We start from the raw sequence: 23,311 nt of genomic DNA, 5'->3' as shown, positions 1-23,311 counted from the left end.
GCGATTCAGTCGCCGTCGGGAGGCCCGGGATGCGGATCCCGCGGCTTGGTGAGTGGGGGACGCGTATCGGCGTCGCCGTGCAGGGCCGCGATGACGAGATGCGTGATATCGATCGAGACGATCTTCGGCTCAGTCATGGCGTCGGCTCTCCGGACCCCGGGGCGGGGGTAGGTGACGGCGTCGGCGTCGGAGCGGTCGCGCGCTGCGGAGCCCGGACGAACGGCGGGGTCGGCGACTCCGCATCGTTACGGTCGGGTTGCCCGGTCGTGGGGTCGAACGGCGCAACCTGCAGCGGGTACACGTTCCAGATCGGATCGCCCCGCAGATCCGTGCCCGGAAGACTGACCACGCCCTCCTCCTGCTGCCATCCGAACTCGAGCTCTGCGCTGTTCGCGCCGTAGAGGTTGAGCGGGGTGCCGCGCCCCGTGTAGATCTGGGCGCCATCGAGGAGGTTGCCTTCGCTGTCGTACACGAAGAGGTTCTCCACCTGAACACCGTCGAGCAGCAGGCCCTCGGGGATGTATCCGCCGTCGTCGACGTACTGCGGTTGCAGGACGACCGACGCCAGGGCCGGAAGCGCGACGATCGCGACGGCGCCGGCGACGGTACGGATGTGCCGCACCCAGTTCTTCGGCAGCCAATATCCGCGGCCCCACTGCACGCTCAGCAGCACGAGTCCGAGGAGTATCAGCCAGCGGTCGGGCGACTGCTCCCTGATCTCCTCTGGGAACACCAGGAACGCGATGGCACCGTACATCCCGAGACCGCGCAGCACCCACCACACCGGCCGCAGTGCGACGAGCAGGTCGAGCAGCCAGGAGCCGAACCGCGAGGAGCGGATGTCGGAGGCGTAGCCGGTGACCCCCGCGCGCAGGCGCTGTCTCAGCGGCGGCTGTGCCATGGCATCCGTTCGTTCCGGCAGCCCGGCCGCGGCGCGCAGCTCCCGCGCGTACACGATCGGATCACCGAGGTCGATGGCACCGCCGTTGTCGGCCGCCTGATCGGTGAGGTCACCGACGAGACCGCCGACGAGGTCTTCGAGGTCGTCCTCGGGGAGGTCCGCGAGCTCCGACCGCACCGCGGCGGCGAAGACGCGGATGCGCTCCGCGGGCGAAAGGGTGGTGTCGTTCATCGCTGCGCTCCAGCTTCCGGTCGAGGCTTGACGAGTGGGTCCGGTGCGGCGTGCGGACTGAGCAGTCCGGACATCGCCACGGCGAACTGGATCCAGGTGTCGGTCTGCTCCTCCAGCATCCGCCGGCCCTGGGGGTTGATCGCGTAGTACTTGCGGTGCGGGCCGCCGTCGGACGGCACCACGTAGCTCGACAGCGCGCCGCCCGAGTACAGGCGGCGCAGGGTGCCGTACACGGAGGCGTCGCCGACATCGCCGATGCCGGCGTCCCGCAGGCGGCGGACGATGTCGTAGCCGTAACCGTCCTCGTCGCGCACCACGGCGAGGACCGCGAGGTCGAGCACTCCCTTGAGCAACTGCGTGGTGTCCATCGCTCCCCCTCCCGCACCACGATGGTGCGTTGTCGTGCACACTACCACGCCTTGCGCAGTAGTGTGCCAAAGACGATTCATGCCCGCGTCGCGGTGTGCCGACCTACACTGGGGGCACGCGTTCAGCGCCGAACGGAGTCGCCGTGTCATCGCCCTGGTCCTCGTCGCGTCACGTCTCGCCCGAGGCGTCCCGCCTGCTCATCGAGCGCGCCCACGAGGAACTCGTCGCCGGCAACCTGGATGACACCCGGCTGCAGCACGTGCGCCCGCTGGTGCGCGCGTCCTGGCAACGCGCCTGGCAGAACCGCGTCGGCGCCGAGGGGCTGCCGCCGCTGGACTTCACGCGCGAAGCGCTGGAGGAGTATCGCACCTCGCATCCGCTCGCCGGCGCGATGGACCTGATCCGGACCCTGCTGCTCCCCGGAGCGCCGGAGGAGTCCGGCGTCATCGTGGCCGTCGGTGACCACGCCGGGCGACTGCTCTGGGTCGAGGGCGACGTGCACCAGCGCGTCCTGTCGGGCGAGATGGGCTTCGTGGAGGGCGCCAACTGGTCGGAGACGACCGTCGGCACCGCGGCTCCGGGCACGGCGCTGGCCCTCGGCGCCCCGGTGCAGATCCACCAGGCAGAGCACTACAACCGGCTGGTGCAGCCCTGGTCGTGCACGGCGGCACCGGTGCTCGACCCCGAGACGCGCCGGATCCTCGGCGTCATCGACGTCACCGGCGGCAACGAGGCAGCGACCCCGCACGCACGGATGCTGGTCGACGCGACGGTCAAGGCGGTCGAGGCGGAGCTCCTCGTAGCGCGGCTGCGCGCCCGCGCCGAGCAGCCGGCATCCCGCAGGGCGCCCGCCCGGCGGCCGCAGGCGCTGCGGCAGGCGACGCTGCGCGTGCTGGGCCGGGATCGCGCCCGGCTGGAGGCCGGTGCAGAGGATTCGGAGACCGTGGTCGAGCTGACCGCCCGGCACGCCGAGATCCTGCTCATGCTCGCCGTCCACCGGCAGGGGCTGTCGGCGGAACGGCTCAGCGAACTGGTGTACGGCGAGGGCTCGTCACCCGACACGCTGCGGCCCGAGATGGTGCGGCTGCGCAAGGTGCTGGAGCGCATCGCGCCCGAGCTGGCGCCCCAGTCCCGGCCATACCGGCTGCCCGTGCCGCTGGAGACCGACGCGCAGAACGTGCTGTCCTTGCTCGACCGCGGCGCGCATCGCGTCGCGCTGTCCGCCTATCGTGGACCAGTGCTGCCCGACTCGACGGCACCCGGCGTCGAGGAGTTCCGGGACAGCGTCCGCGGCATCCTCCGTGAGGCGATGCTGACCGAGGCGAGCGTCGAGGTGCTGCTCGCCTATGCGGACATCCCCGAAGGCGCCGACGACCTCGAGGTGCTGCGGCTCTGCCTGGAGATGCTGCCCGCGCGATCGCCGCGACGGGCGGCGCTGGTCACGCGCATCGAGAAGCTCGAGCGGGGCTGAGCGGCCCCGGCATCCGCCTGCGGCCGCAACCGGATGCAACGTTGCGCACCCACGTGCAACGTGCGCCGTCCTACCTTCGACCCACACGAACCCGCGGCATCGAGGCCGCGGACTGTCGAAGGAGACGCACATGACCATCGTCGAAGAGAGCGTGTCGACCGCGTACGCCGCCCCGGGGCAGCCGGGTTCGCCGGCGCAGTACCGGTCGCGCTACGGGCACTACATCGGCGGCGAGTTCGTCGAGCCGGCGAAGGGGCAGTACTTCGAGAACATCAGCCCCGTCAACGGCAAGCCGTTCTGCGAGGTCGGGCGAGGCACCGCCGAGGACATCGATCGCGCCGTCGATGTCGCCTGGAAGGCGTTCGAGAGCTGGGGCCGTACCAGCCCCGCCGAGCGCGCCGTCATCCTCAACCGCATCGCCGACCGCATGGAGGAGAACCTCGAACAGCTGGCCGTCGCCGAGACGTGGGAGAACGGCAAGCCGGTGCGCGAGACGCTCGCCGCCGACATCCCGCTGGCCATCGACCACTTCCGCTACTTCGCCGGCGTGCTGCGGGCGCAGGAGGGCGGCATCAGCCAGCTCGACGAGAACACCGTCGCCTATCACTTCCACGAGCCGCTGGGTGTGGTCGGTCAGATCATCCCGTGGAACTTCCCGATCCTCATGGCGACGTGGAAGCTGGCGCCGGCGCTCGCCGCGGGAAACTGCGTGGTCATCAAGCCCGCCGAGCAGACGCCGGCGTCGATCATGTTCCTGTTCGACATCATCGGCGACCTGCTGCCGGCGGGCGTGGTGAACATCGTCAACGGGTTCGGGATCGAGGCGGGTGCACCGCTCGCGCAGCACAAGCGCATCCGCAAGATCGCCTTCACTGGTGAGACCACCACCGGCCGGCTGATCATGCAGTACGCGTCGCAGAACATCATCCCGGTCACCCTCGAACTGGGCGGCAAGAGCCCGAACGTGTTCTTCGAGGACATCGCCGCAGCGGACGACCCGTTCTACGACAAGACACTCGAGGGCTTCACGCTGTTCGCCCTCAACCAGGGCGAGGTGTGCACCTGCCCGTCGCGGGCGCTCATCCAGCGCTCGATCTACGACTCGTTCCTGTCGGACGGCCTTGAGCGGGTCTCCCGGATCAAGCAGGGCAACCCGCTGGACCCCGAGACGATGATCGGCGCGCAGGCGTCGAACGACCAGCTGGAGAAGATCCTGTCGTACATCGCGATCGGAAAGGAGGGCGGGGCGAAGCTGCTCACCGGCGGCGAGCGGGCCGACCTCGGCGGCGACCTCAGCGACGGCTACTACGTCACCCCGACGGTGTTCGAGGGCACCAACGACATGCGGATCTTCCAGGAGGAGATCTTCGGCCCGGTGCTGTCGGTGACGAGCTTCGCGGACTTCGATGACGCGATCTCGATCGCCAACGACACCCTGTACGGGCTCGGTGCGGGGGTGTGGAGCCGCAACGGCGACACCGCCTACCGCGCGGGGCGGGCGATCCAGGCCGGCCGGGTGTGGACGAACACCTACCACCAGTACCCCGCGCACGCCGCGTTCGGCGGGTACAAGCAGTCCGGCGTCGGGCGTGAGAACCACCGGATGATGCTCGAGCACTATCAGCAGACCAAGAACCTGCTGGTGTCGTACGCACCGGGGCCGATGGGCTTCTTCTGATCCGCATCCACCGCGGTCGTTGAGCGAGCGAAGCGAGACGAAACGCACCCCGACGGAGGCGTTTCGTCTCGTCGCTTCGCTCCTCGCTCAACGACCGGACGGCGAAAGGTCGTCAACATGGTCAGCATCGGCCGCCATCAACGCGTCGACGTGACGGATGCCGCCGCAGCGCTCATCCGTGAACTCACCGCTCAGCACGGGCCACTCATGTTCCATCAGTCGGGCGGCTGCTGCGACGGGTCGTCGCCCATGTGCTACCCGGTCGGGATGTTCCTGACCGGGCCGAGCGATGTGCGGCTCGGTGCGCTGGAGATCGACGGGATCGAGTCTGTCGAGGTGTACATGTCGGAGTCGCAGTTCGAGTACTGGAAGTACACGCACCTCACCATCGACGTCGTCGACGGACGCGGCGCCGGATTCAGTGTCGAGGGACCCACCGGCAAGAGGTTCCTCATCCGGTCGCGGATGCTGAACGACGCGGAACTGCGCTACTTCGGGCTCAGCGCTGGAACTGCATCCACAGCCAGCCGATCACAGTGAGGGCGAACACCAGGATGGCGAACCACGGCGTGCTCTTCTTCAGACGCCGGCCTTCCGGCGCGACCCCGGGCGGCGGAGGCGTGAGCATGCCGGCGGGCGGAGCGAAGGGGAGTGCGGTTGTGGGTGCGGCGGACGGAACGGATGCCGGAGGGCCGGCCTGAGCGGAGAGCTGGGTCGGATCCGCCTGCTGCGCCTGCTGCGCCGGCTGCGCCGGCTGTGCCTGCTGTGCGGCCAGCGCTTCGCGCAGCCGATCGTCGCGCCACCGCGCCCACTGGTCGAACTTCGTCATCAGCGCGCCGACCGCGCCGAACAGCCACGCCCAGGTCGCCGGGTCCGTGGTCGAGACCGGGCGCTGCATGTACAGGAACATCCAGTCGTCGACGATCTCGACGTCGAGCTCCGCGGCGTGGTCGATGAACCGCGCCATGATGTCGGGCGTGAACAGGTAGAGCGCGTCCTGCTCGTACCCCTGCGGGCAGTACAGCTGGAAGTAGCGGTCGAAGTCGCCCTCGAGCGAGAGTCGCTGGTCCTTCGAGAACGACGTCGGGAGGTTGGAGCCCAGGCCGTTGTTGCCGACCGCGTCCAGCACGATGTTCGGCAATGGCACGTCCAGCTTCACCGCGACGTAGCCCCACCGGTAGGTGGTCGAGCTCTTGCCGTGCTTGACCGTGTACTGGTAATTGCCGAACTCCACGAACCGCGGGTGGTGGCCGCGGACCAGCGATGAGGACATCCGTCCCGAGCCGTGCTGGAAGATCATGCCCGGAAGCGCGGGCTCCACCACGCGGTCCTCGTACGCCATCCCGTTCGCCTGGGCGAAGCGTGCGATGCGGTACCGCTGCTCGCGAGCGCGCCGCCAGGAGGCGATGCCCACCACCGCTCCGACCACGATCACCGCGACGATGACGATCGCCGGCAGGATGGCGGCCGCCGACACGTGCCCGGCGTCCGAGAAGACCGACCCGACGATGAGGACGATCCCGACCAGCATCGGCAGGACGAAGATCGCCATCACCGCCGCGAGGATCACCCACACGACCACCGTCCACGTCGGCGTGGGGTGCTTGGCGCGCATCTCGCGCCCGAACGCCGCCACCGCGTGCGGATCGACCGGGTCGATGAGCGGCCGGGCGTCGAACACGGGTCCCGTCGGCTGCGGTCGGGCGCCGCTGTGCGGAGCGGTCATCGTGGTGGCCTCCGTGCGCGCATGAGGTCCACGGTACCGGGCAGGGTCGGCGATCGGGATCGGCGAAGGTGGCCGGCGCTCATGGGTCGATTGCGAACGAACTCTTGACACCGTTCCCAAACTGCGCCAGGGTACCTATTGGGATCGTTCCCAAACACGAACTCCGAGCGAAGGCATGAATGACGATGAGTGATCTGGTTCCCGTCCCCGACGACTTCGAGGCCTGTGTGCAGCACGCGGTCGACCAGGACGACAAGGCGCGTGCGATCGTCGAGCGCGCGGTCGAGCGCGGCGTCGAGCGCGTCTACCTCGTCGGTTGCGGCGGCTCGCACTTCGGCACGTTCCCCGCCTTCGACCTCCTCGACCGCTACGCGTCCGGGATCGCCACCCAGCGGATCACGAGCGCCGAGCTCACCTCGCGCAACCCGGTTGGTCTCGACGAGCGCGCACTGGTCATCGCCGCATCCCACTCCGGCAACACCCCCGAGACCGCAGCGGCCGCGGAGTTCGCCAAGGCCAAGGGCGCCCTCGTGGCCTCGATCTCCCGCCAGGGCGAGAACGGGCTGAGCCGCACGGGTGACGTCCACCTCGACTATCCGGAGACCATCACGATCACCGAGCCGAAGCTCGTGCACAACGCCCAGCTCGCCGCTGCGCTGCTCGAGCACTACGGGGCCCCGGAGAAGGCGGCCCAGCTCCGCGCCGGCATCCCCGCGCTCCCGGGTGCCCTGCGGGCTGTCAAGGATGAGGTGGCGGATGCCGGCGAGCGCATCGCCGATCTGCTCGCTGACGCCCCCCTGAGCTACATCGTCGGCGGCGGGCCCGCCTACGGCATGGCCAAGATGATGGCGTGGTGCTATTTCCAGGAGATGAGCTGGATGAACTCCGCCGCCATCAACGCCGGCGACTTTTTCCACGGGCCGCTGGAGATGGTGGTGGACGGTGCCACGGTGATCACCCTGGTCGCTGAGGATGCCAGCCGGCCGCTCGGAGAGCGCGTGATCAGCTTCGCCGAGCGGTACACGCCGAACTCCGCCGCCGTCGACACGACCGCGTTCTCGCTCCCCGGCATCCCGGCCGAGGCTCGCCCCGACCTCAGCGTCATCGCGCTGATGAGCGCCGAGCGCCGCGTGCTCGATCACGTGGCGGCTCGCCGCGGTCACGACACGTCGCAGCGCCGGTACATGTACAAGGTCGCGTACTGAGATCAACCGCGAGAAGGACCGGACCATGAAGCTCCTCGGCGCAGGCGACAACGTCTCCGATCGATATCTGCACCTGTCGACGCAGTTCCCCGGCGGGAACGCCGTCAACGTCGCCGTGTTCGCGGCACGCATGGGTGTGCACGCCGGCTATCTCGGCGTGGTCGGCAACGATGACGTCGGTCGGCACCTGCTGTCGTCGCTGGCCGCCGAGCACGTGGACGTCTCGCATGTGCGGGTGGGCGACGGGCCCAACGCGACGGCGGACGTGGAGCTGCGGGACAACGACCGGGTCTTCCTGCGCTCCGACCGCACCACGGCGCTGTTCGAGCTCGACGACGACCAGCTCGAGCTGATGCGCCGCTACGACGTGGTGCACTCCGGGTACGCCGGGACCCTGCTGCCGCGAGTGCCCGAGATCGCGGAGCGGACGAAGGTCTCGTTCGATTTCGGCAGCCGGTTCGAGTTCGACCGGGTCGAGCCGTACCTGCGGCACCTGCATCTGGCCTGCTTCTCGGGAGGACACCTCACCGAGCCCGAGGCCGAGGAGCTGGTGCGCGCGGGACGGCGTGCCGGGGCGGAGCACGTGCTGGTCACGCGCGGCGAGGCCGGCGCGTACGTCGGGGCGGGGGACCTCGTGCACCATCAGCCGGCCGACCTGGTCAGCCCGGTCGACACGCTCGGCGCGGGCGACGCCTTCATCGCCGGACTGCTGGTCGGCCTGGGCACAGGGCGCGCGCTGCCGGCGACGCTCGCCGCGGCGAGCGCCCACGCCGCCCAGGTCTGTCAGGTGCACGGCGCCTTCGGCCGCGGGATGCCGTTCGATCCGGCATCCGTGGCGCAGCCCAGGACGACTCCCGCCTGACGGCGGCGGCCGATCACGAAGAACCACTCAGCGAAGAGAACCAGAAGGAGAGCGGGAACGCCATGAGCCTGCGAATCGGCGTGGATACGGGCGGCACGTTCACGGACGTGTGCGCATTCGACGAAGAGACCGCGCGCATCCACGTGCGCAAGGTGTCGAGCACACCGGACGACCCCGGCCGGGCGATCGTCCAGGGGGTCACCGAGATCCTCGACCAGATGGGCGGGCGCGAGATCGACGAGGTGGCCTACTTCGCGCACGGGACGACGGTCGGCACGAACGCCCTGCTCACGGGCCGCGGCGCCACCACCGGTCTGATCACCACGCGTGGCTTCCGCGATCTCCTGGAGCTCGGTCGCGGACGCCGGCCCTCGATGTACGACCCCCAGGCGGACAAGCCCGAGCCCCACGTCCCGCGGCGCCTGCGCAAAGAGGTGACCGAGCGGATGCGCCACACCGGAGCGGTGGAGGTGCCGCTCGACGAGGACGACGTCCGCCGCGCGGTGCGCGAGCTGCGCGACGCCGAGGTGGAGGCGATCGCGGTCTGCCTGCTGTACAGCTACCTCGACCCGACCCACGAACGGCGCATCGCCGAGATCATCGCCGAGGAGTACCCCGGCGTGTACGTCTCGCTCTCCAGCGACGTGCTGCCCGAGTTCCGCGAGTACGAGCGGCTCTCTACGGTGGTCACGAACTCCTATGTCGGCCCGGTCGTGGCCAACTACCTGTCCCGGCTGCGCGCCGTGCTCGCCGAGCGCGGCCTGCGCGCCGTGCCACACGTGACCCAGAGCAATGGCGGCGTCATCCCGTTCCACACCGCCGAGGCGATGCCGGTGCGACTGGTGCTCTCCGGGCCCAGCACAGGCGTCGTCGGCGCGGCGCAGATCTGCGCGGCGGCCGGGTTCCCCGACATCATCACCTTCGACATGGGGGGAACCTCTTCCGACATCTCCCTGGTGCAGGAGGGCCGTCCCAAGGTCACCGCGGGCATGGAGCTCGACGGACGGCCGGTGCGCTCGCCGATGCTCGACATCCACACCGTCGGAGCCGGCGGCGGCTCGCTGGCGTGGATCGACAGCGGCAACCACCTGCGCGTCGGCCCGCAGAGCGCCGGCGCCTTCCCCGGCCCCGCCTGCTATGGCAACGGCGACGGCGCCGCGGTCACCGACGCCAACGTCGTGCTGCAGATGCTGAATCCCGAGTACCTGCTCAACGGTCAGATGAAGATCGACCGGGAGGCCTCTGTGGCGGCGGTGCGGCGACTGGCGGAGCCGCTCGGGCTGAGCGTGGAGGAGACCGCTCTCGGCATCCTCCGCGTCGTCACCGCCAACATGGCGAGGGCGATCCGGGTGGTCTCGGTGCAGCGCGGGTACGACCCCCGCGATTACGCCTTGGTGCCCTTCGGTGGGGCCGGCCCGCTGCACGCTTCGCGCCTCGCCCGCGAGCTCGGGATGCGCCGGATCGTCGTTCCCGAGATCCCTGGCGCCCAGTCGGCGCTCGGCCTGCTGATGACCGACGTGAAGACCGACTTCATGCGCACCCGCATCGCGGCGGTCGACGAGGCCGGTGCGGCAGCGGTCGACGACGTCTTCGCCGAACTAGCCCAGGCGGCCGATCGGTGGTTCGCCGAGGAGGGTGTGGGCACCGAGGGGCGCGCGATCGTCCGCCGGATGGACCTGCGCTATCGCGGCCAGAACTTCGAGCTCGCCGTCGAGATCCCCGAGGACCACTCGTTCCGGCGCGATGGGGTGGCCGCCATCATCGACCTCTTCCACGAGGCGCACGAGCGGGTGTACGGCTATCGGTCCGAGGATGCCGCGGTCGAGGTGGTGACCTTCCGGCTGGAGGCGAGCGGTGCGGCGCCGCGATTCGACGTGCACGAGAGCCCCGTGACGGCATCCGACCCGGAGAAGGCGCGAGTCGCCATCCGCCGCACGTGCTTCGACCCGGCCACCGGCTACATCGACACGCCGGTGTACGATCGCGGCCTGCTGACCCCGGGTGACGTCATCTCCGGCCCGGCGATCGTCGAGCAGATGGACACGACGACGATCCTGCTGCCCGGCGATGAGTGCCGGGTCGATTCCTATCGCAACCTGATCATCGAGAGCGGAGACGAGGCATGAGCCAGACAACGGAGCGCATCGGGCTGGACCCGGTGCTGGTCGAGGTCGTCGGGTCGGCGTTCTCGACGATCGTGGAGGAAATGAGCGAGACCCTGGTCAAGGCGGCCTACTCGCCCAACATCAAGGAGCGCCGCGACTGCACCGCGAGCCTCTTCGACGCGGAGGGTCAGGCGATCGCCCAGGACGAGGGCGGATCGCCCCTGCACCTCGGCTCGCTGATGGGCATCGTGGAGGCGCTGCGGAAGCGGTTCACGGCCGAGCAGATCCAGCCCGGCGACGTGTTCATCGGCAACGATCCGTACACCGGCGGCGGCTCGCACCTGCCGGACATCGTGCTGGCCGCTCCGATCTTCGTCGACGGCCGGCTCACCGCGTGGGCGGCGACGCTCGCGCATCACGCCGACTTCGGCGACCGCGGCCACGCCCACATCTTCCAGGAGGCCATCCGCATCCCCCCGGTGCACCTGGTGAAGGCGGGGGTGCGTCAGGAGGAGCTTCTTCAGCTGATCCTCCTGAACTGCCAGGTGCCCGAGGAGCGGATCGCCGACCTCCGCGCCCAGGAGGCCGCGCTGCGCGTCGCGCTCACCCGGTACAGCGAACTGTGCGCACGCTACGGGCGCGACACGGTGGAGTCGATCGGCGCCGAGCTGCTCGACTACACCGAGCGCCGCACCAGGGCCGCGATCGCCGAGTTCCCGGACGGCGAGTACACGTTCAGCGACCGGTTCGACTGCCCCGAGCTCGACGACGAACTCACCCTGCGGGTGCGCATCGTGGTGCGCGGCGACGAGATGCTGTTCGACTTCTCCGGCAACCCGCCGCAGGTGCGCGCGAGCGTCAACGTGGTGTGGACCGGGCTGTACGCCGCCGTCTACTACACGATCAAGACGCTGATCGATCCGGACATCGCGCCCAACGCCGGCCTGTACCGGCCGGTGACGATCGAGGCGCCGGCGGGCTCGATCATCAACTGCTCGGCACCGGCGGCCGTGAACGGACGCAGCGAGACGTGCCAGCGGATCGTCGACCTCATCCAGGGGGCGCTCGCACCGGCGGTGCCCGAGCGGGTCACCGGTGCGTCGAACGGCGCCAACACGGGCGTGCACTTCTCGGGGCACGACGCCGAGCGCGGGCGCGACTTCGTCTACCTGGAGACCATCGGCGGCGGCAGCGGCGCCCGGTACAACAAGGACGGCCTGGACGGGGTGCAGGTGCACATGACGAACACGTCGAACCTGCCCGTGGAGAGCCTGGAGACCGAGTACCCGCTCATGGTCGAGGCGTACGAGTTCATCGAGGACTCCGGCGGCATCGGCGAGTACCGCGGCGGCATGGGCATCCGGCGCCGGATCCGCGTAGAAGCGCCGGACGTGCACTTCTGGCTCGACACAAGCCGGCAGAAGTCGCAGCCGTGGGGCGTCTTCGGCGGCGGCCCCGGGGCGTCGGCGGGATGCCGGCTCAGCGACGACGCGCGCCCGATCGACCACGGGTACACCGTGCTGCAGCCGGGGCAGTGGGCGGCCATCGAGACCGCCGGAGCGGGCGGCTACGGCGACCCGGGCCGGCGCGCACAGGAGCGGATCGACGCGGATGTCGAGGACGGACGGGTCAGCGACGAGACCGCGCGGCGATATCGCGACTGACGATCACGAGTGGGCGGATCCGGACGGGTCCGCCTGCCCGTGCGTCAGCGTGCGACCGCGGGAGCGGCCGCGCCGCTACGCCGCGGGAGCCGCGGAGTCGCGCATCAGTAGCGACGCGCCGAGACGGACGTTGAGCTCGTCCGGCCGGTTGCCGCGTATTGCCGCGATGAGGGCAGTCGCTGCGGCGGCGCCCAGTCTCTGGCGCGGCTGGTCGACGACCGACACGGCCGGGCGCACCAGAGTGGTCCAGTCCTGATCGTCGAAGCCCACGAAGGACAGATCCTGTGGGAGGCGCAGCCCATGAGTGCCGAACGCCCTGTACGCGCCGGAAGTGAGCACCGCGTCCGTCGCGTGGGCGGCGGTGACCCGCACGCCGCTTTCGAGGAAGGCGGTCACGGCGGAGCTCGCCGACTCGACCGAATAACCCGATCTGACCAGCACGGCGTCGTCCGGTCCGATCCCCGCCGCAGCCAACGCGCGCAGGTACCCGATGGCGCGCTGCGCCGAGGGGCGCAGGAGCGAGAGGTCGGAGGAGGCGGAGAGCTCCTGCAGTTCACCGAGGGTGCGTGCCGTCTCGGTGATGAGGGCGATCCGGGTGTGTCCCAGGGCCAGGAGGGCAGCCGTCGCCTGACGGCTGGCATCCGCGTGGTCGACGCAGACGAGCGGGAGGTGTTCCAGTTGCGGCATCCGGCGGTCCAGCAGCACCAAGGGGACTCCTTCGTCGGCGATCTCGAGGATCGCCGAGGGCTGCTCCTGGAACACGGGCGCTACGACGATGCCGTCGACGCGCTTCTCGGCGAGCAGGTCGATCGAACTGGCCTCGATGTCCGGGTCGTTGTCCGTGTTGCTGACCAGCACTTCGAAACCCGCCGCGCGCGCCGAGTCGGTGAGGCCGCGCAGGACCGCCGAGAAGAACGCGCTCGCGACGTCGGGGAGGATGACGCCGATCGTGCGGGTCGATCCGGACTTCATCGCCCGCGCGAGCTGGTTGGGGCGGTATCCCAGTTTCGCAGCCGCGGCCAGCACGCGGTTTCGCGTCTCCGCGCTCGCCGAGCCGCTGCGCGCCAGCACGCGTGCCGCAGCCGACTTTGACACGCCCGCTTCGCGCGCGACGTCGATGATCGTCACGGAGCCGTTTCGCTGAGCCATGGACCTTGCTTTCGTCGGTGCGGTTGCTCGCATCGTACCGAGGTGGGCGCAGGGTGACGGTCGCGAGCATTGCGAACGGATCAATTCTGCGACAGGTTATTGACACCGTTCCCATTTGTGCGGGAGAGTGTCATATAGCAGAACGGGAACGTTCCCAAAAACGGCTCCGTTCGTGCGGCTGACAACGGATCGCACTATCGCAGCGATGCGGTGGTCGGACGAAAAACCCGAGAATCGCGCTTCCGAGGGGCGCAGCCAGACATCGGCCGTCAACGGCCGGGAACGAAGGAGAACCACCATGGTGACAAGGTCAACGGGCAATGGCGCCCTGCGGCGCGCCGCGCGTCGAGCGGTCGGCGTCGTCGCCGTCGCTGCGACCGCGGCGGCACTCGCCGCGTGCTCGTCCGGCGGAGGAGGAGAGGGCGGGGACGGCCCGACCACCCTCCGGTTCGGCCTGGACAGCGATGTGCCCAATCTCGTCACGCCGCAGAACCAGGGCAGTGCGTCGATGATCCTCAACGGGGTGCTGCACCGGGGGCTGGTGCAGTACGACGCGAAGGGCGAAGTCGCTCCTGCGCTGGCGGAGAGCTGGGACGAGGAGGAGGCCCAGACCTTCACGTTCCACCTGCGCGAGGGCCTCACCTTCCATGACGGCAGCGACCTGACCAGCGAGGACGTCAAGGCGACGCTCGAGCACATGAAGAATCCGGACAGCGTGGCCAAGCTGTTCCCGGCGGCCAAGGGTATCCAGTCCATCGAGACCCCTGACGAGCTGACGGTCGTGGTGAAGCTCGCCCAGCCCGATGCCGCGTTCCTCAGCTACCTCGCCGATGTGTCCGGTGCCATCCTGCCGTCGGAGGAGGTCGGGTCGGAGGGCCCGACCTACGTGGGCGCCGGGCCGTACAAGTTCGTGAGCTACGAGAAGGGCAGCGCGTTCGTCGTCGAGGAGTTCGACGACTTCTACGTGGAGGACCAGCCGCACATCGACACGATCGAGTTCGAGATCATCCCGGACCAGGCGGCCCGTGACAATGCGCTGCTCAGCGGCAGCGTGGACATGACCTCGTTCGTGGGCTGGAACAGCTACGACCAGGTGGAGGGCGCCGGCAACCTCGTTCTGGACGCCACGGAGGGCCCGTTCATGTACCTCCTGTTCAACACCACCCCCGATTCGCCGTTCTCCAACCCGAAGGTGCGCGAGGCGGTCGCATGGGCTGTCGACCGTCAGGCGGTGGTCGATGCGGCGCTCGGCGGTGTCGGCAAGCCGCTGTCGGGCATGCCGATTCCGGAGAGCTCGCCGTTCTACAACGAGGAGCAGGCGAACTACTACGAGAAGGACGTCGACAAGGCGAAGGCACTGCTCGCCGAGGCGGGCTACCCGGACGGGTTCACCGCGCGGATGCTGTCCTCTTCGCAGTACTCGTTCCACCAGGACACGGCGATCTCGGTGCAGAACGATCTCAAGGCGATCGGCATCGAGCTGGAGATGAACCTTCCGGACTGGCCGACGCGCCTCGAGGTCGGCGCAGCCGGAGACTACGACATCGCCGTCTACGGCACGGTCGGCGTCACCAACGACCCGGCGTTCCTCGACCAGATCCTCACCCCGGCCGGTGCGCAGAACGCGCCGTTCGGATACGACGACCCGAAGGTGAACGACCTCCTCGCGAAGGGGCACGCGGAGAGCGACCCCGACGCGCGGAAGAAGATCTACGACGAGCTGGGCGAGTACGTCCTCCAGACGGCACCGATCGTGGGCCTCGGATGGCGGTCCCAGGCGTACGGCCTGTCGGACGCGCTGTCCGGCTTCACCAACATCCCCGGCTTCCTCACGTTCAACTCCGGCTACACGCTGGCCGAGACGACCTTCGAGTAAGCCCGTCGTCCGGGCGCCGCACGTGAGGCGGCACCCGGACGGCCCCCGAGAAGGGACGAGCAATGGCGTTCATGATCCTCCGCCGGTTGGCGGCCGGTGTGGTCCTGCTCTTCGTCGTCGCAACGGTCGTGTTCCTGGCGATGCAGCTGGTGCCGGGCGATCCGGCCCGGCTCATCCTGACGGGCACCGGGGCGACACCGACCGAGGAGGCGGTTCAGAGCCTTCGCGAGGAGATGGGCCTCAATCTCCCGCTCTGGGAGCAGTACCTGCGCTTCCTCGGCGACATCGTGGGCGGGACCCTCGGGACCTCGGTGCAGGACGGCGAGCCGGTGATCTCCCACATCGCGCAGCGGCTGCCGCGAACGCTGCAGCTCGTGCTCACTGCGACGGTCGTTTCCGTCATCTGCGGCATCGCGCTCGGCGCCCTCGCGGCGCGCCGGGGCGGGCTCGTCGACCGGGCCACCCTGCTGCTCACCTCGTTCGCGGTGGCAGTTCCGTCGTACGTGGCGGCCGTCGTTCTCGTGTATTTCGTCGGCGTCCAGCTGAAATGGCTGCCGTCAGGCGGCTACACCCCGCCTGAGCGTGATTTCGGCGACTTCGTGCAGTCGCTGGTCCTGCCGGTGATCGCGCTCTCGATCGGCTTCACCGGAATCGTGGCGCGCATGACCCGATCCTCGGTGCTCGCCGTGTCCAACCAGGAGTGGGTGCGCACCGGCCGCTCGATCGGAAACCGTGAGGCCACGGTCTTCCGCAAGCACGTCCTGCGCAACTCGCTCTCACCGGTGCTGAGCGTGACCGCCCTGCAGCTGGGCGGCCTGCTGGGCGGCACGGTCATCATCGAACGCGTCTTCAGCTGGCCGGGACTGTCCGGGCTCCTCATCGAGGGCGTCACGAGCCGCGACTACCCGATGGTGCAGGGCATCGTGCTCGTCATCGCCGGCATCTTCATCCTCATCAACATCGCGGTCGACATCGCCTACGGGTTCCTCGACCCGCGCGGAAGGACGCAGTGACCATGTCGGCCTTTCTCCGAGAACTCCGCTCGCCCGGCGTGCTGATCGCCGCCCTCTTCCTCGCCGTGCTGGTGCTGCTCGCCGTGCTGGCACCCCTGGTCGCCCCCTTCGACCCGACCGCCCAGAGCCCCGAACGGCTCGCCTCGCCGAGCGGCATGCACGTGCTCGGCACTGACCAGTTCGGACGCGACGTCTTCTCGCGGCTGATCCACGGCGCGCGCATCGACCTGCTCGTCTCGTTCGGAGCCGCCGCACTGGCGGCGGCCCTCGGCGTCACGATCGGGCTGATCGGCGGCAGCAGTCGCGGGATCGTCAACCTTCTCTCCATGCGCTCCATCGAAGTGGTCCTGGCGTTCCCGCCGATCGTCTTCGCCCTGATGATCGTCACGATGGTCGGCCCGGGTGCGCTCACCCTCATCGTCACCATGGGCATCCTGTTCGCACCCGCCTTCGCCCGGATCGTGTACGGCGAGGTGCTCACCCTGAAGAACCTCGAGTACGTGCAGGCGAGCACAGTGATCGGCACCCCGCGCCCGCGGATCCTCTCCCGCGTCATCCTGCCCGGCGTGATGGCGCCGGTCCTCGTGCAGCTGTCGCTGACGCTCGCGGCGTCGCTGCTGCTGTCCTCCGGCCTGAGCTTCCTCGGCCTCGGGGTCGTGCCGCCGGCGCCGAGCTGGGGCGGCATGATCGCGGAGGGGCAGGCGCTGATGACACGCTCGCCGCTGCTGCTGTTCGTCGCGGGCGGCATCGTGGTCGCCACGGTGCTCGCGTTCTCGGTGCTCGCCGACGCGCTGGAGCGTTCGCTCGATCCCCGGCGCCGTCGGTCCCGCCGGGATCGGCCCGTGGCGTTCGCCCGCACCGAGCCCATCCAGACCGCGAGGGTGACGATCGGGAGGAAGCTGCGATGAGGTTCGGGGCGCACAGTCAGATGTTCGTGCACGACATCGCCGACCGCCCGGCGGAGACGGTGAGGACCGTCGCCGAGCTCGGGATGGACGCGATCGAGATCAACGTCGGAACGCCCGAGGCGTTCCCGGTGCCGGCGATCCGCGCTGCGCTCGATGATTCGGGGCTCGACGTCGTGCTGAGGGTGGCGCTCCCCGTAGAGCGGAACACCATCAGCGAGGACACCGCCGTCCGGCGCGCCGGAGTGGAGCACCTGCGGCGCTGCATCGCCATCGCCGAGGCGCTCGGCGCCCGAAAGGTGTGCGGCGGGCTGCACTCGGCGAACGGCGCGTTCGTCGGGCGGGCTCGAACGCCGCAGGAGTGGGACCGCAGTGTGGCAGCGCTCCGAGCAGTCGCCCCCGCCGCCGAGGATGCCGGTGTGATGCTGACCGTCGAGCCGGTCAGCCGGTACTCCGGGTACTTCCTCAACTCGGCCGACGACGCCATCGCCCTGGTCGAGCAGGTCGGCTCGCCGGCTGTCCGCGTCCAGCTGGACACCTGGCACATGAACATCGAGGAGGCCGACACCCCCGAGGCGATCCGCCGCGTCGGCCCGCTGCTCGGCCACTTCCACGCGGTCGAGAGCAACCGGGGGATCCCAGGCACCGGTCAGGTGCCCTGGCGGGAGGTCTTCCGCGCATTGCGGGATGTCGGATACGACGACCTGCTCGTGTACGAGCACTTCCCGGTAGAGCTGTCCGCTATGGCCACGCGCACGCACACCTGGCGGGATCTCGGAGGATCGCGCGAGGTGTGCATTGAGGGGACGCGCAACCTGCGGGCGGCGCTCGAGGAGATCGAGGAGACGACCAATGCCTGACAAGACGCTGCTGACCGTGGAAGACCTCCGTGTGGGGTTCACGAAGGAGGGGGAGACGACGTTCGTCACCCACGGCATCGACTTCGACATCCAAGAGGGCGAGACTCTTGCGCTCGTCGGCGAGTCAGGATCCGGGAAGTCGGTGTCGGCGATGGCGATCCTCGACCTGCTGCCGAAGAGCGCCGTGCGGCGCGGCAGCATCCGCTTCGGCGACGAGGACCTCATCGCCGTACGACCCGACCGCCTGCGGCAGCTTCGCGGCGGCGAGATCGGCGTCGTGTTCCAGGAGCCGATGACCGCGTTCAATCCGGTCTACACGATCGGCAAGCAGATCTCGGACGCCCTGCGTCTGCACGAGCGCCTCACCCGGGCCCAGGCGATGGATCGCGTCGTCGAACTCCTCAGGGAGGTCGGGATCCCAGAGCCCGAGCGGCGCGTGTCGGCCTATCCGCACCAGCTCTCCGGAGGCCAGCGACAGCGGGCCATGATCGCCATGGCGATCTCCGGCTCGCCCCGGATGCTGATCGCCGATGAACCCACGACAGCGCTCGACGTCACCGTTCAGGCCGAGATCCTGCGGCTTCTGCGCTCGTTGCAGAAGTCGCGAGGAATGTCGATCCTGCTCATCACGCACGACATGGGCGTCGTCGCCGAGATGGCGGATCGCGTCGTCGTCATGAAGGACGGCGAGGTCGTGGAATCCGCCGACGTCTTCTCGCTCTTCGCCGCGCCCCAGGACGACTACACCCGCCGGCTGCTCGACGCCGTCCCCAAGCCGGCGCTGATGGTCACCGAGCCCGCGAAGCCCGCGGAGGATGGGCAGGAGGTTCCGGCGGCGCTCGTCGTGGACGATCTGCACATCCGCTACCCCGGTTCCTGGCGTCGCCCCGGGTTCCTCGCCGTGGAAGGCGTGAGCTTCCAGGTGCCCGCCGGCAAGGTCGTGGGCCTGGTCGGTGAATCCGGATCGGGCAAGTCCACGATCGGGAAGGCCGTCGTCGGCCTGCTCCGGGCCGAGACCGGGCGCATCACCATCGACGGCACCGACGTGACGCAGCTGCAGGGGCCCGCGTTGGCGAGGGCGCGGGCGCGCTACGGCATGGTCTTCCAAGACCCGGCATCCTCTCTGAACCCGCGGGTGACGATCGGCGAATCGATCGCCGAGCCGCTCGTCGTGCACCGGCGCGGGATGGGCGCGGCAGGCCGGCGCAAGCGCGTGCAGGAGCTGCTGGAGCAGGTGGAGCTCCCCGCCGCATGGGCGTCGCGGTTCCCCCACGAGCTGTCCGGCGGTCAGCGTCAGCGCGTGGGGATCGCGCGGGCGATCGCGCTCGAGCCGTCGCTGCTGATCGCCGACGAGCCCACGTCCGCTCTGGACGTGTCCGTGCAGGCGGCGGTGCTCGAGATCTTTCAGGAGCTCCAGCAGCGGCTCGGATTCTCCTGCCTGTTCATCAGCCACGATCTGGCGGTCGTCGAACTGCTCTCCGAGAGCGTCGTCGTCCTGCAGCAGGGCAAGATCGTCGAGCAGGGCGACGCGCGCGACGTCCTCACGCGCCCGCAGATGCCGTACACGCAGAGGCTGGTCGCCGCCGCGCCTGTGCCCGACCCGGTGCTGCAGCGCGAACGGCGCGCCGCCTGAGCCGCCGGCCGGCGCATCCGACACCCCCCGTTCACCTCGCCGTCTCGCACCGGCAATCCGGCGCCTGCACCATGACCCGGTGCCCGAACCCGTCGTCACCGTCATCCTCCCGGCGAAGGACGCCGGTGCCTTCATCGGGACGACCCTCGAGACCCTCACCCGGCAGTTCGACGACCCCTCCGCCGTGAAGCTCGTCGCCATCGACGACGGCTCGACGGATGCCACGGGCGAGATCATGCGGCAGTACGCCGAGCGCTTCGACCACGCCGAGGTGCTCCGCAACGCCGAGCCGCGGGGCCTCGCCACCGCCCGCAACCAGGGTCTCGCGCACGTCGAGGGCGACGCGTTCTGCTTCGTGGACGGCGACGACTGGATGCAGCCGGGCCGGTTGACCGTGCTCGCCGCCGCGCTGCGCGAGCTGGACTGCGACTTCGTGCGCACCGACCACGTCACCGTGAAACGCGCGGAGCGCCGCCTGGTGCGGGCGCCGTTCACGCGGCGCGGGGTGGTCGCCGACCCCCGCGCGGCGATCCTCCCCGTCGACGACAAGAGCATGGTCGACTACCCGTTCGCGTGGGCGGGAATGCTGCACCGCCGCGTGCTTGACCGGGGGCTCGCCGGCTTCAGCGACGGGCTGTTCACCGCCGAGGACCGGCCGTGGATCTGGCGGCTGCACCTGCACGCGTCCTCGTTCGCCGTGGTCGACGCGCCGCACCTGCTCTACCGCCGCGGGCTGTCCGACTCCCTCTCGCGGACCCTCGACCGCCGCCAGCTGCACTTCACCCGCGCTCTCGGCGAGGTGCTCGACATCGTCGAGGCGCACGCCGAGTCCGAGCGGTACCTCCCCAAGGCCGTCTTCACGGCGCTCGCGCTGAGCTCGCACCACCTCGTGCGCGCCCGCCGCATGCACCCCGCCGTGCGGCGCGAGCTGCGAGCCGGCATCCGGGGTCTGCTCGCCCGCCTTCCCGACGACCAGACCCGCACCGCCATCGCGCGACTCGGCGGCCCTCGCCGCCGGGTGCTCGCCCGTGTGCTGCGACAGGCGGGCCACGCATGATCCAGATCTTCGCCCTGCACAGCGGCTACGGACTGATGACCGCCGCCGCCGCGATCGACGCCGGGCTGCTCGGCGCACCGCAGCGGCGCATCCTGGTCACGATGAACACCGCGGCGGTGCCGGAGACCGCCGTCGACATCGGCGCAGCGCGGTTCGCGCCCCTGCACACCCGCTTCGACGCGGTCGAGGCGCTCAACCCGCTCATCGACCCGCGGCATCCGACCGCGTGGCATCCCGAGCCGCAGGACCTGCCGATGCTGGAGCGGCTCTTCACCCGCGCCTGGGGCATCGACGAGACCGACGTCGAGCTGTTCGTGCAGTCGCCTCAGGTCGCCCCCGCCCGCACACTCATGGCGCTGTTCTCGCTGGCACGGCTCGGGGTGATCGGCGACGGGCTCATGACCTACTCGCCGATCCGCGACCGCCTGCCGCGACTGATCACCGAGCGGGTGGAGCGCGTGATCCACCCCGACGTCGTCCCCGGCGTCCAGCCGCTCGTGTTCGCCGAGACGGGTGCCGCCCGGGTGCCGGTGCCGCCCGCCGCGTTCGCCGCCGTCCTCCACGAGGTGGGCGACGCCCGGCCGGATGCCGCCCTCGACGCGCTGGCCGCCGACGGCGCGCCGACAGCTCTCGTCATCGGCCAGTACCTCGCCGCGCTCGGGCTCGTCTCCGCGGCCGAGGAGAGCGCGATGCAGACCGCGATGATCGACACGGCGGCGGATGCCGGAGCGCGGCGCGTCGTCTTCAAACCGCACCCGTCCGCCCCGCCGGCGCTCACCGCCGCCCTGCGGCGACGCGCCGACGAGCGCGGGGTCGCGTTCGCCGTGTACACCGGCGACCAGCCCGCCGAGTACGTCGCCCACCGGCTGCGCGCGACCGACGCGGTCGCCGTGTTCTCCACGGCCCTGCCGACCCTCAGCGCCCTCTACGGCACCCGCATCCACGGCGTCGGCCTCGACACCGTGCTGCGCCGCCTGCAACCGTACGAGAACAGCAACCGCATCCCGGCGACGATCGTCGACGCGCTCACCCGGCCCGGCGACGCGTTCACTGCGCCGGGGCGGATGCAGCACCTCGTCGACACCGTCGGCTACGCCATGCAGCCCCGGATCGTCGGGCACCTGCGTCCTCGAGCCGAGGACTTCCTGTCCGGGCTGTCCGCCGCCGAGCGCGAACGGCTCGTGCCCGCCGACCGGCTGAGGGCGCTCGGTCTGCCCGGCGCGCCGCCGCCCACCCGCATCGGGCGCGTGCTGGCATCCGGCGGCGGCATCGGGCGGCTCGACGAGTTCGCGCTCACCGCGCAGGCCGCGCGCCGCCGCGTGCGCCGCACCTGGAAGGCGGTCACGGGGCGATGAGCGGCACCGACCCGCAGGCAGGCCTGACCGCGGCGATCATCCCCGCCCGCGGCGGATCGAAGGGCGTCCCCCGCAAGAACCTGCGCAGGGTCGGCGGAGTGCCGCTCATCGAGCGCGCCGTGCGCGCCGCCACCCTGGCGGAGGGCGTCGACCTCGTCGTGGTGACGACCGACGATCCCGAGATCGCCGCCGCCGCGCGCGGAGCCGGGGCCCGCATCGTCGAGCGCCCGCCCGAGCTCGCCGGCGACACCGCGTCGTCCGAGGGCGCGCTGCTGCATGCGCTGGACGTGCTCGAGGCCGACGGCATCCGCGTCGACACCGTCGTGTTCGTGCAGGCGACCTCGCCGTTCATCCCGTCCACCGCGATCGCCGAGGCCGCCGACGGCGTGCGGTCCGGCCGGTACGACAGCGCGTTCTCGGCCGTCGCGACCTACGGGTTCCTGTGGCGGGCGGATGCCGGCGGCCTCGCGCACGGCATCAACCACGACCCGTCCCACCGGCCCCGTCGGCAGGACCGCGAGCCGCACCATCTTGAAACAGGCGCCTTCTACGTGTTCGGCGCGGACGGCTTCCGCCGTGCCGGGCACCGCTTCTTCGGGCGGATCGGCATCGTCGAGGTGCCCGAGAGCTCGGCGATCGAGATCGATGACGAGGAGCAGCTGACCCTGGCCGGACTGCTCGCGGCGGCGACGTCCGAGGGCGCGCCGATCCCGGCATCCGCTCTCGTCACCGACTTCGATGGCGTGCACACCGACGACACCGCGACGGTCGACAGCGAAGGCCGCGAATCGGTGCGGGTGAGCCGAGACGACGGCATGGGCGTCGCGCGGCTGCGCCGCGCCGGCATCCCGATGCTCATCCTCTCCACCGAGCAGAACCCGGTCGTCGCCCGCCGGGCCGAGAAGCTGCGGGTGCCGGTGCTGCACGGCGTCGACGACAAGGCCGCCGCGCTCGCCGCGTGGGCCGAGGAGCACGGCATCCCGCTCGCCGACATCGCCTACGTCGGCAACGACGTGAACGACCTCGGCGCGCTCGGCATTGTCGGCTGGCCGGTCGCCGTCGCGAACGCGCACCCCGCCGTGAAGGCCGCCTCCCGCGTCGTCCTCACCCGCCGAGGCGGAGACGGCGCGGTGCGCGAGGTGATCGAGCGCATCCTGGCCGCTTCGAATCATGCACACGGTTCCGAAGCCGACTGATCGACAGCGCTTCACGCGATTCGAACGCACTGGTCGCCGCCCGGTCACCCTCCCG

20 protein-coding genes are annotated in these 23,311 nt (G+C 70.2%); 15 read left to right on the top strand and 5 right to left on the bottom strand.

The features are described 5' to 3' along the window. Positions 1-5: 5 nt before the first annotated feature. Genes RIF65_RS13445 through RIF65_RS13435 form a run of 3 tightly spaced genes read right to left on the bottom strand, consistent with a single transcriptional unit; the run spans position 6 to position 1,500 of the window. Complete coding sequence (locus RIF65_RS13445) at positions 6-137, bottom strand: hypothetical protein (RefSeq protein ID WP_309065994.1); 132 nt, start codon at positions 135-137, stop codon at positions 6-8. Then, positions 134-1,132 (bottom strand): hypothetical protein, encoded by a 999-nt coding sequence (locus tag RIF65_RS13440; protein WP_309065995.1) that lies wholly within the window; start codon positions 1,130-1,132, stop codon positions 134-136. Before RIF65_RS13440 ends, RIF65_RS13445 begins: the two co-directional genes overlap by 4 nt. Continuing rightward, complete coding sequence (locus RIF65_RS13435; protein WP_309065996.1) at positions 1,129-1,500, bottom strand: PadR family transcriptional regulator; 372 nt, start codon at positions 1,498-1,500, stop codon at positions 1,129-1,131. The genes RIF65_RS13440 and RIF65_RS13435 overlap by 4 nt, the downstream gene beginning before the upstream one ends. 143 nt (positions 1,501-1,643) lie before the next feature. On the opposite strand from RIF65_RS13435, the gene RIF65_RS13430 reads away from it, so the two are divergent. The 3 genes from RIF65_RS13430 to RIF65_RS13420 all read left to right on the top strand — a co-directional run bounded on the left by RIF65_RS13430 (position 1,644) and on the right by RIF65_RS13420 (position 5,190). Continuing rightward, a complete protein-coding gene (locus RIF65_RS13430; protein WP_309065997.1) occupies positions 1,644-2,972 on the top strand; it encodes a GAF domain-containing protein in 1,329 nt (442 codons plus the stop codon). A 130-nt stretch (positions 2,973-3,102) separates the two neighbouring features. After that, positions 3,103-4,650, top strand: a complete 1,548-nt coding sequence (gene exaC / locus RIF65_RS13425; protein ID WP_309065998.1) for an acetaldehyde dehydrogenase ExaC — start codon at positions 3,103-3,105, stop codon at positions 4,648-4,650. A gap of 117 nt (positions 4,651-4,767) precedes the next feature. Further along, the gene (locus RIF65_RS13420; protein ID WP_309065999.1) at positions 4,768-5,190 is read left to right on the top strand and encodes a DUF779 domain-containing protein; all 423 of its coding nucleotides are present in this window, start codon (positions 4,768-4,770) and stop codon (positions 5,188-5,190) included. Here the strand turns inward: RIF65_RS13420 and RIF65_RS13415 are convergent. After that, positions 5,150-6,376: a hypothetical protein gene (locus RIF65_RS13415; protein ID WP_309066000.1), complete on the bottom strand. Its 1,227-nt coding sequence runs from the start codon at positions 6,374-6,376 to the stop codon at positions 5,150-5,152. The genes RIF65_RS13420 and RIF65_RS13415 overlap by 41 nt on opposite strands. A 179-nt stretch (positions 6,377-6,555) precedes the next feature. Between RIF65_RS13415 and RIF65_RS13410 the strand changes: the two genes are divergently transcribed. From RIF65_RS13410 to RIF65_RS13395, 4 genes are all read left to right on the top strand, one after another. After that, positions 6,556-7,581 (top strand): SIS domain-containing protein, encoded by a 1,026-nt coding sequence (locus RIF65_RS13410; RefSeq protein WP_309066001.1) that lies wholly within the window; start codon positions 6,556-6,558, stop codon positions 7,579-7,581. Positions 7,582-7,606: 25 nt separating this feature from the next. After that, complete coding sequence (locus RIF65_RS13405) at positions 7,607-8,443, top strand: PfkB family carbohydrate kinase (RefSeq protein ID WP_309066002.1); 837 nt, start codon at positions 7,607-7,609, stop codon at positions 8,441-8,443. Between the two features lie 62 nt (positions 8,444-8,505). Next, positions 8,506-10,569, top strand: a complete 2,064-nt coding sequence (locus RIF65_RS13400) for a hydantoinase/oxoprolinase family protein (protein ID WP_309066003.1) — start codon at positions 8,506-8,508, stop codon at positions 10,567-10,569. Further along, on the top strand, positions 10,566-12,212 hold the full coding sequence (locus tag RIF65_RS13395; protein ID WP_309066004.1) for a hydantoinase B/oxoprolinase family protein: 1,647 nt from the start codon (positions 10,566-10,568) through the stop codon (positions 12,210-12,212). The genes RIF65_RS13400 and RIF65_RS13395 overlap by 4 nt, the downstream gene beginning before the upstream one ends. Before the next feature lie 75 nt (positions 12,213-12,287). Here RIF65_RS13395 and RIF65_RS13390 read toward each other — a convergent pair whose 3' ends face one another. Continuing rightward, positions 12,288-13,361, bottom strand: a complete 1,074-nt coding sequence (locus RIF65_RS13390) for a LacI family DNA-binding transcriptional regulator (RefSeq protein WP_309066005.1) — start codon at positions 13,359-13,361, stop codon at positions 12,288-12,290. 298 nt (positions 13,362-13,659) lie between these two features. On the opposite strand from RIF65_RS13390, the gene RIF65_RS13385 reads away from it, so the two are divergent. The 8 genes from RIF65_RS13385 (at position 13,660) to RIF65_RS13350 (ending at position 23,256) form a co-directional block, all read left to right on the top strand. Beyond that, the gene (locus tag RIF65_RS13385) at positions 13,660-15,237 is read left to right on the top strand and encodes an ABC transporter substrate-binding protein (RefSeq protein WP_309066006.1); all 1,578 of its coding nucleotides are present in this window, start codon (positions 13,660-13,662) and stop codon (positions 15,235-15,237) included. Positions 15,238-15,299: 62 nt separating this feature from the next. After that, entirely contained in the window at positions 15,300-16,250 is a 951-nt protein-coding gene (locus RIF65_RS13380; protein WP_309066007.1) for an ABC transporter permease, read from the top strand. A 2-nt stretch (positions 16,251-16,252) separates the two neighbouring features. Further along, positions 16,253-17,158 carry an ABC transporter permease gene (locus RIF65_RS13375; RefSeq protein ID WP_309066008.1) on the top strand — a complete coding sequence of 302 codons (906 nt, stop codon included), beginning with the start codon at positions 16,253-16,255 and terminating at the stop codon, positions 17,156-17,158. Continuing rightward, positions 17,155-18,015 carry a sugar phosphate isomerase/epimerase family protein gene (locus RIF65_RS13370; protein ID WP_309066009.1) on the top strand — a complete coding sequence of 287 codons (861 nt, stop codon included), beginning with the start codon at positions 17,155-17,157 and terminating at the stop codon, positions 18,013-18,015. Before RIF65_RS13375 ends, RIF65_RS13370 begins: the two co-directional genes overlap by 4 nt. Then, positions 18,008-19,648 carry an ABC transporter ATP-binding protein gene (locus RIF65_RS13365; protein WP_309066010.1) on the top strand — a complete coding sequence of 547 codons (1,641 nt, stop codon included), beginning with the start codon at positions 18,008-18,010 and terminating at the stop codon, positions 19,646-19,648. Before RIF65_RS13370 ends, RIF65_RS13365 begins: the two co-directional genes overlap by 8 nt. A gap of 79 nt (positions 19,649-19,727) precedes the next feature. Beyond that, on the top strand, positions 19,728-20,705 hold the full coding sequence (locus RIF65_RS13360) for a glycosyltransferase family 2 protein (RefSeq protein ID WP_309066011.1): 978 nt from the start codon (positions 19,728-19,730) through the stop codon (positions 20,703-20,705). Next, the gene (locus tag RIF65_RS13355) at positions 20,702-22,060 is read left to right on the top strand and encodes a polysialyltransferase family glycosyltransferase (protein WP_309066012.1); all 1,359 of its coding nucleotides are present in this window, start codon (positions 20,702-20,704) and stop codon (positions 22,058-22,060) included. Before RIF65_RS13360 ends, RIF65_RS13355 begins: the two co-directional genes overlap by 4 nt. Then, positions 22,057-23,256, top strand: a complete 1,200-nt coding sequence (locus RIF65_RS13350; RefSeq protein WP_309066013.1) for an acylneuraminate cytidylyltransferase — start codon at positions 22,057-22,059, stop codon at positions 23,254-23,256. The genes RIF65_RS13355 and RIF65_RS13350 overlap by 4 nt, the downstream gene beginning before the upstream one ends. Positions 23,257-23,311 lie beyond the last annotated feature (55 nt).

This window comes from Microbacterium sp., from assembly GCF_031180975.1.
In the GTDB taxonomy this organism is placed as follows: Bacteria; Actinomycetota; Actinomycetes; order Actinomycetales; family Microbacteriaceae; genus Microbacterium.
This window is presented reverse-complemented; position numbering and strand designations above follow the sequence as displayed.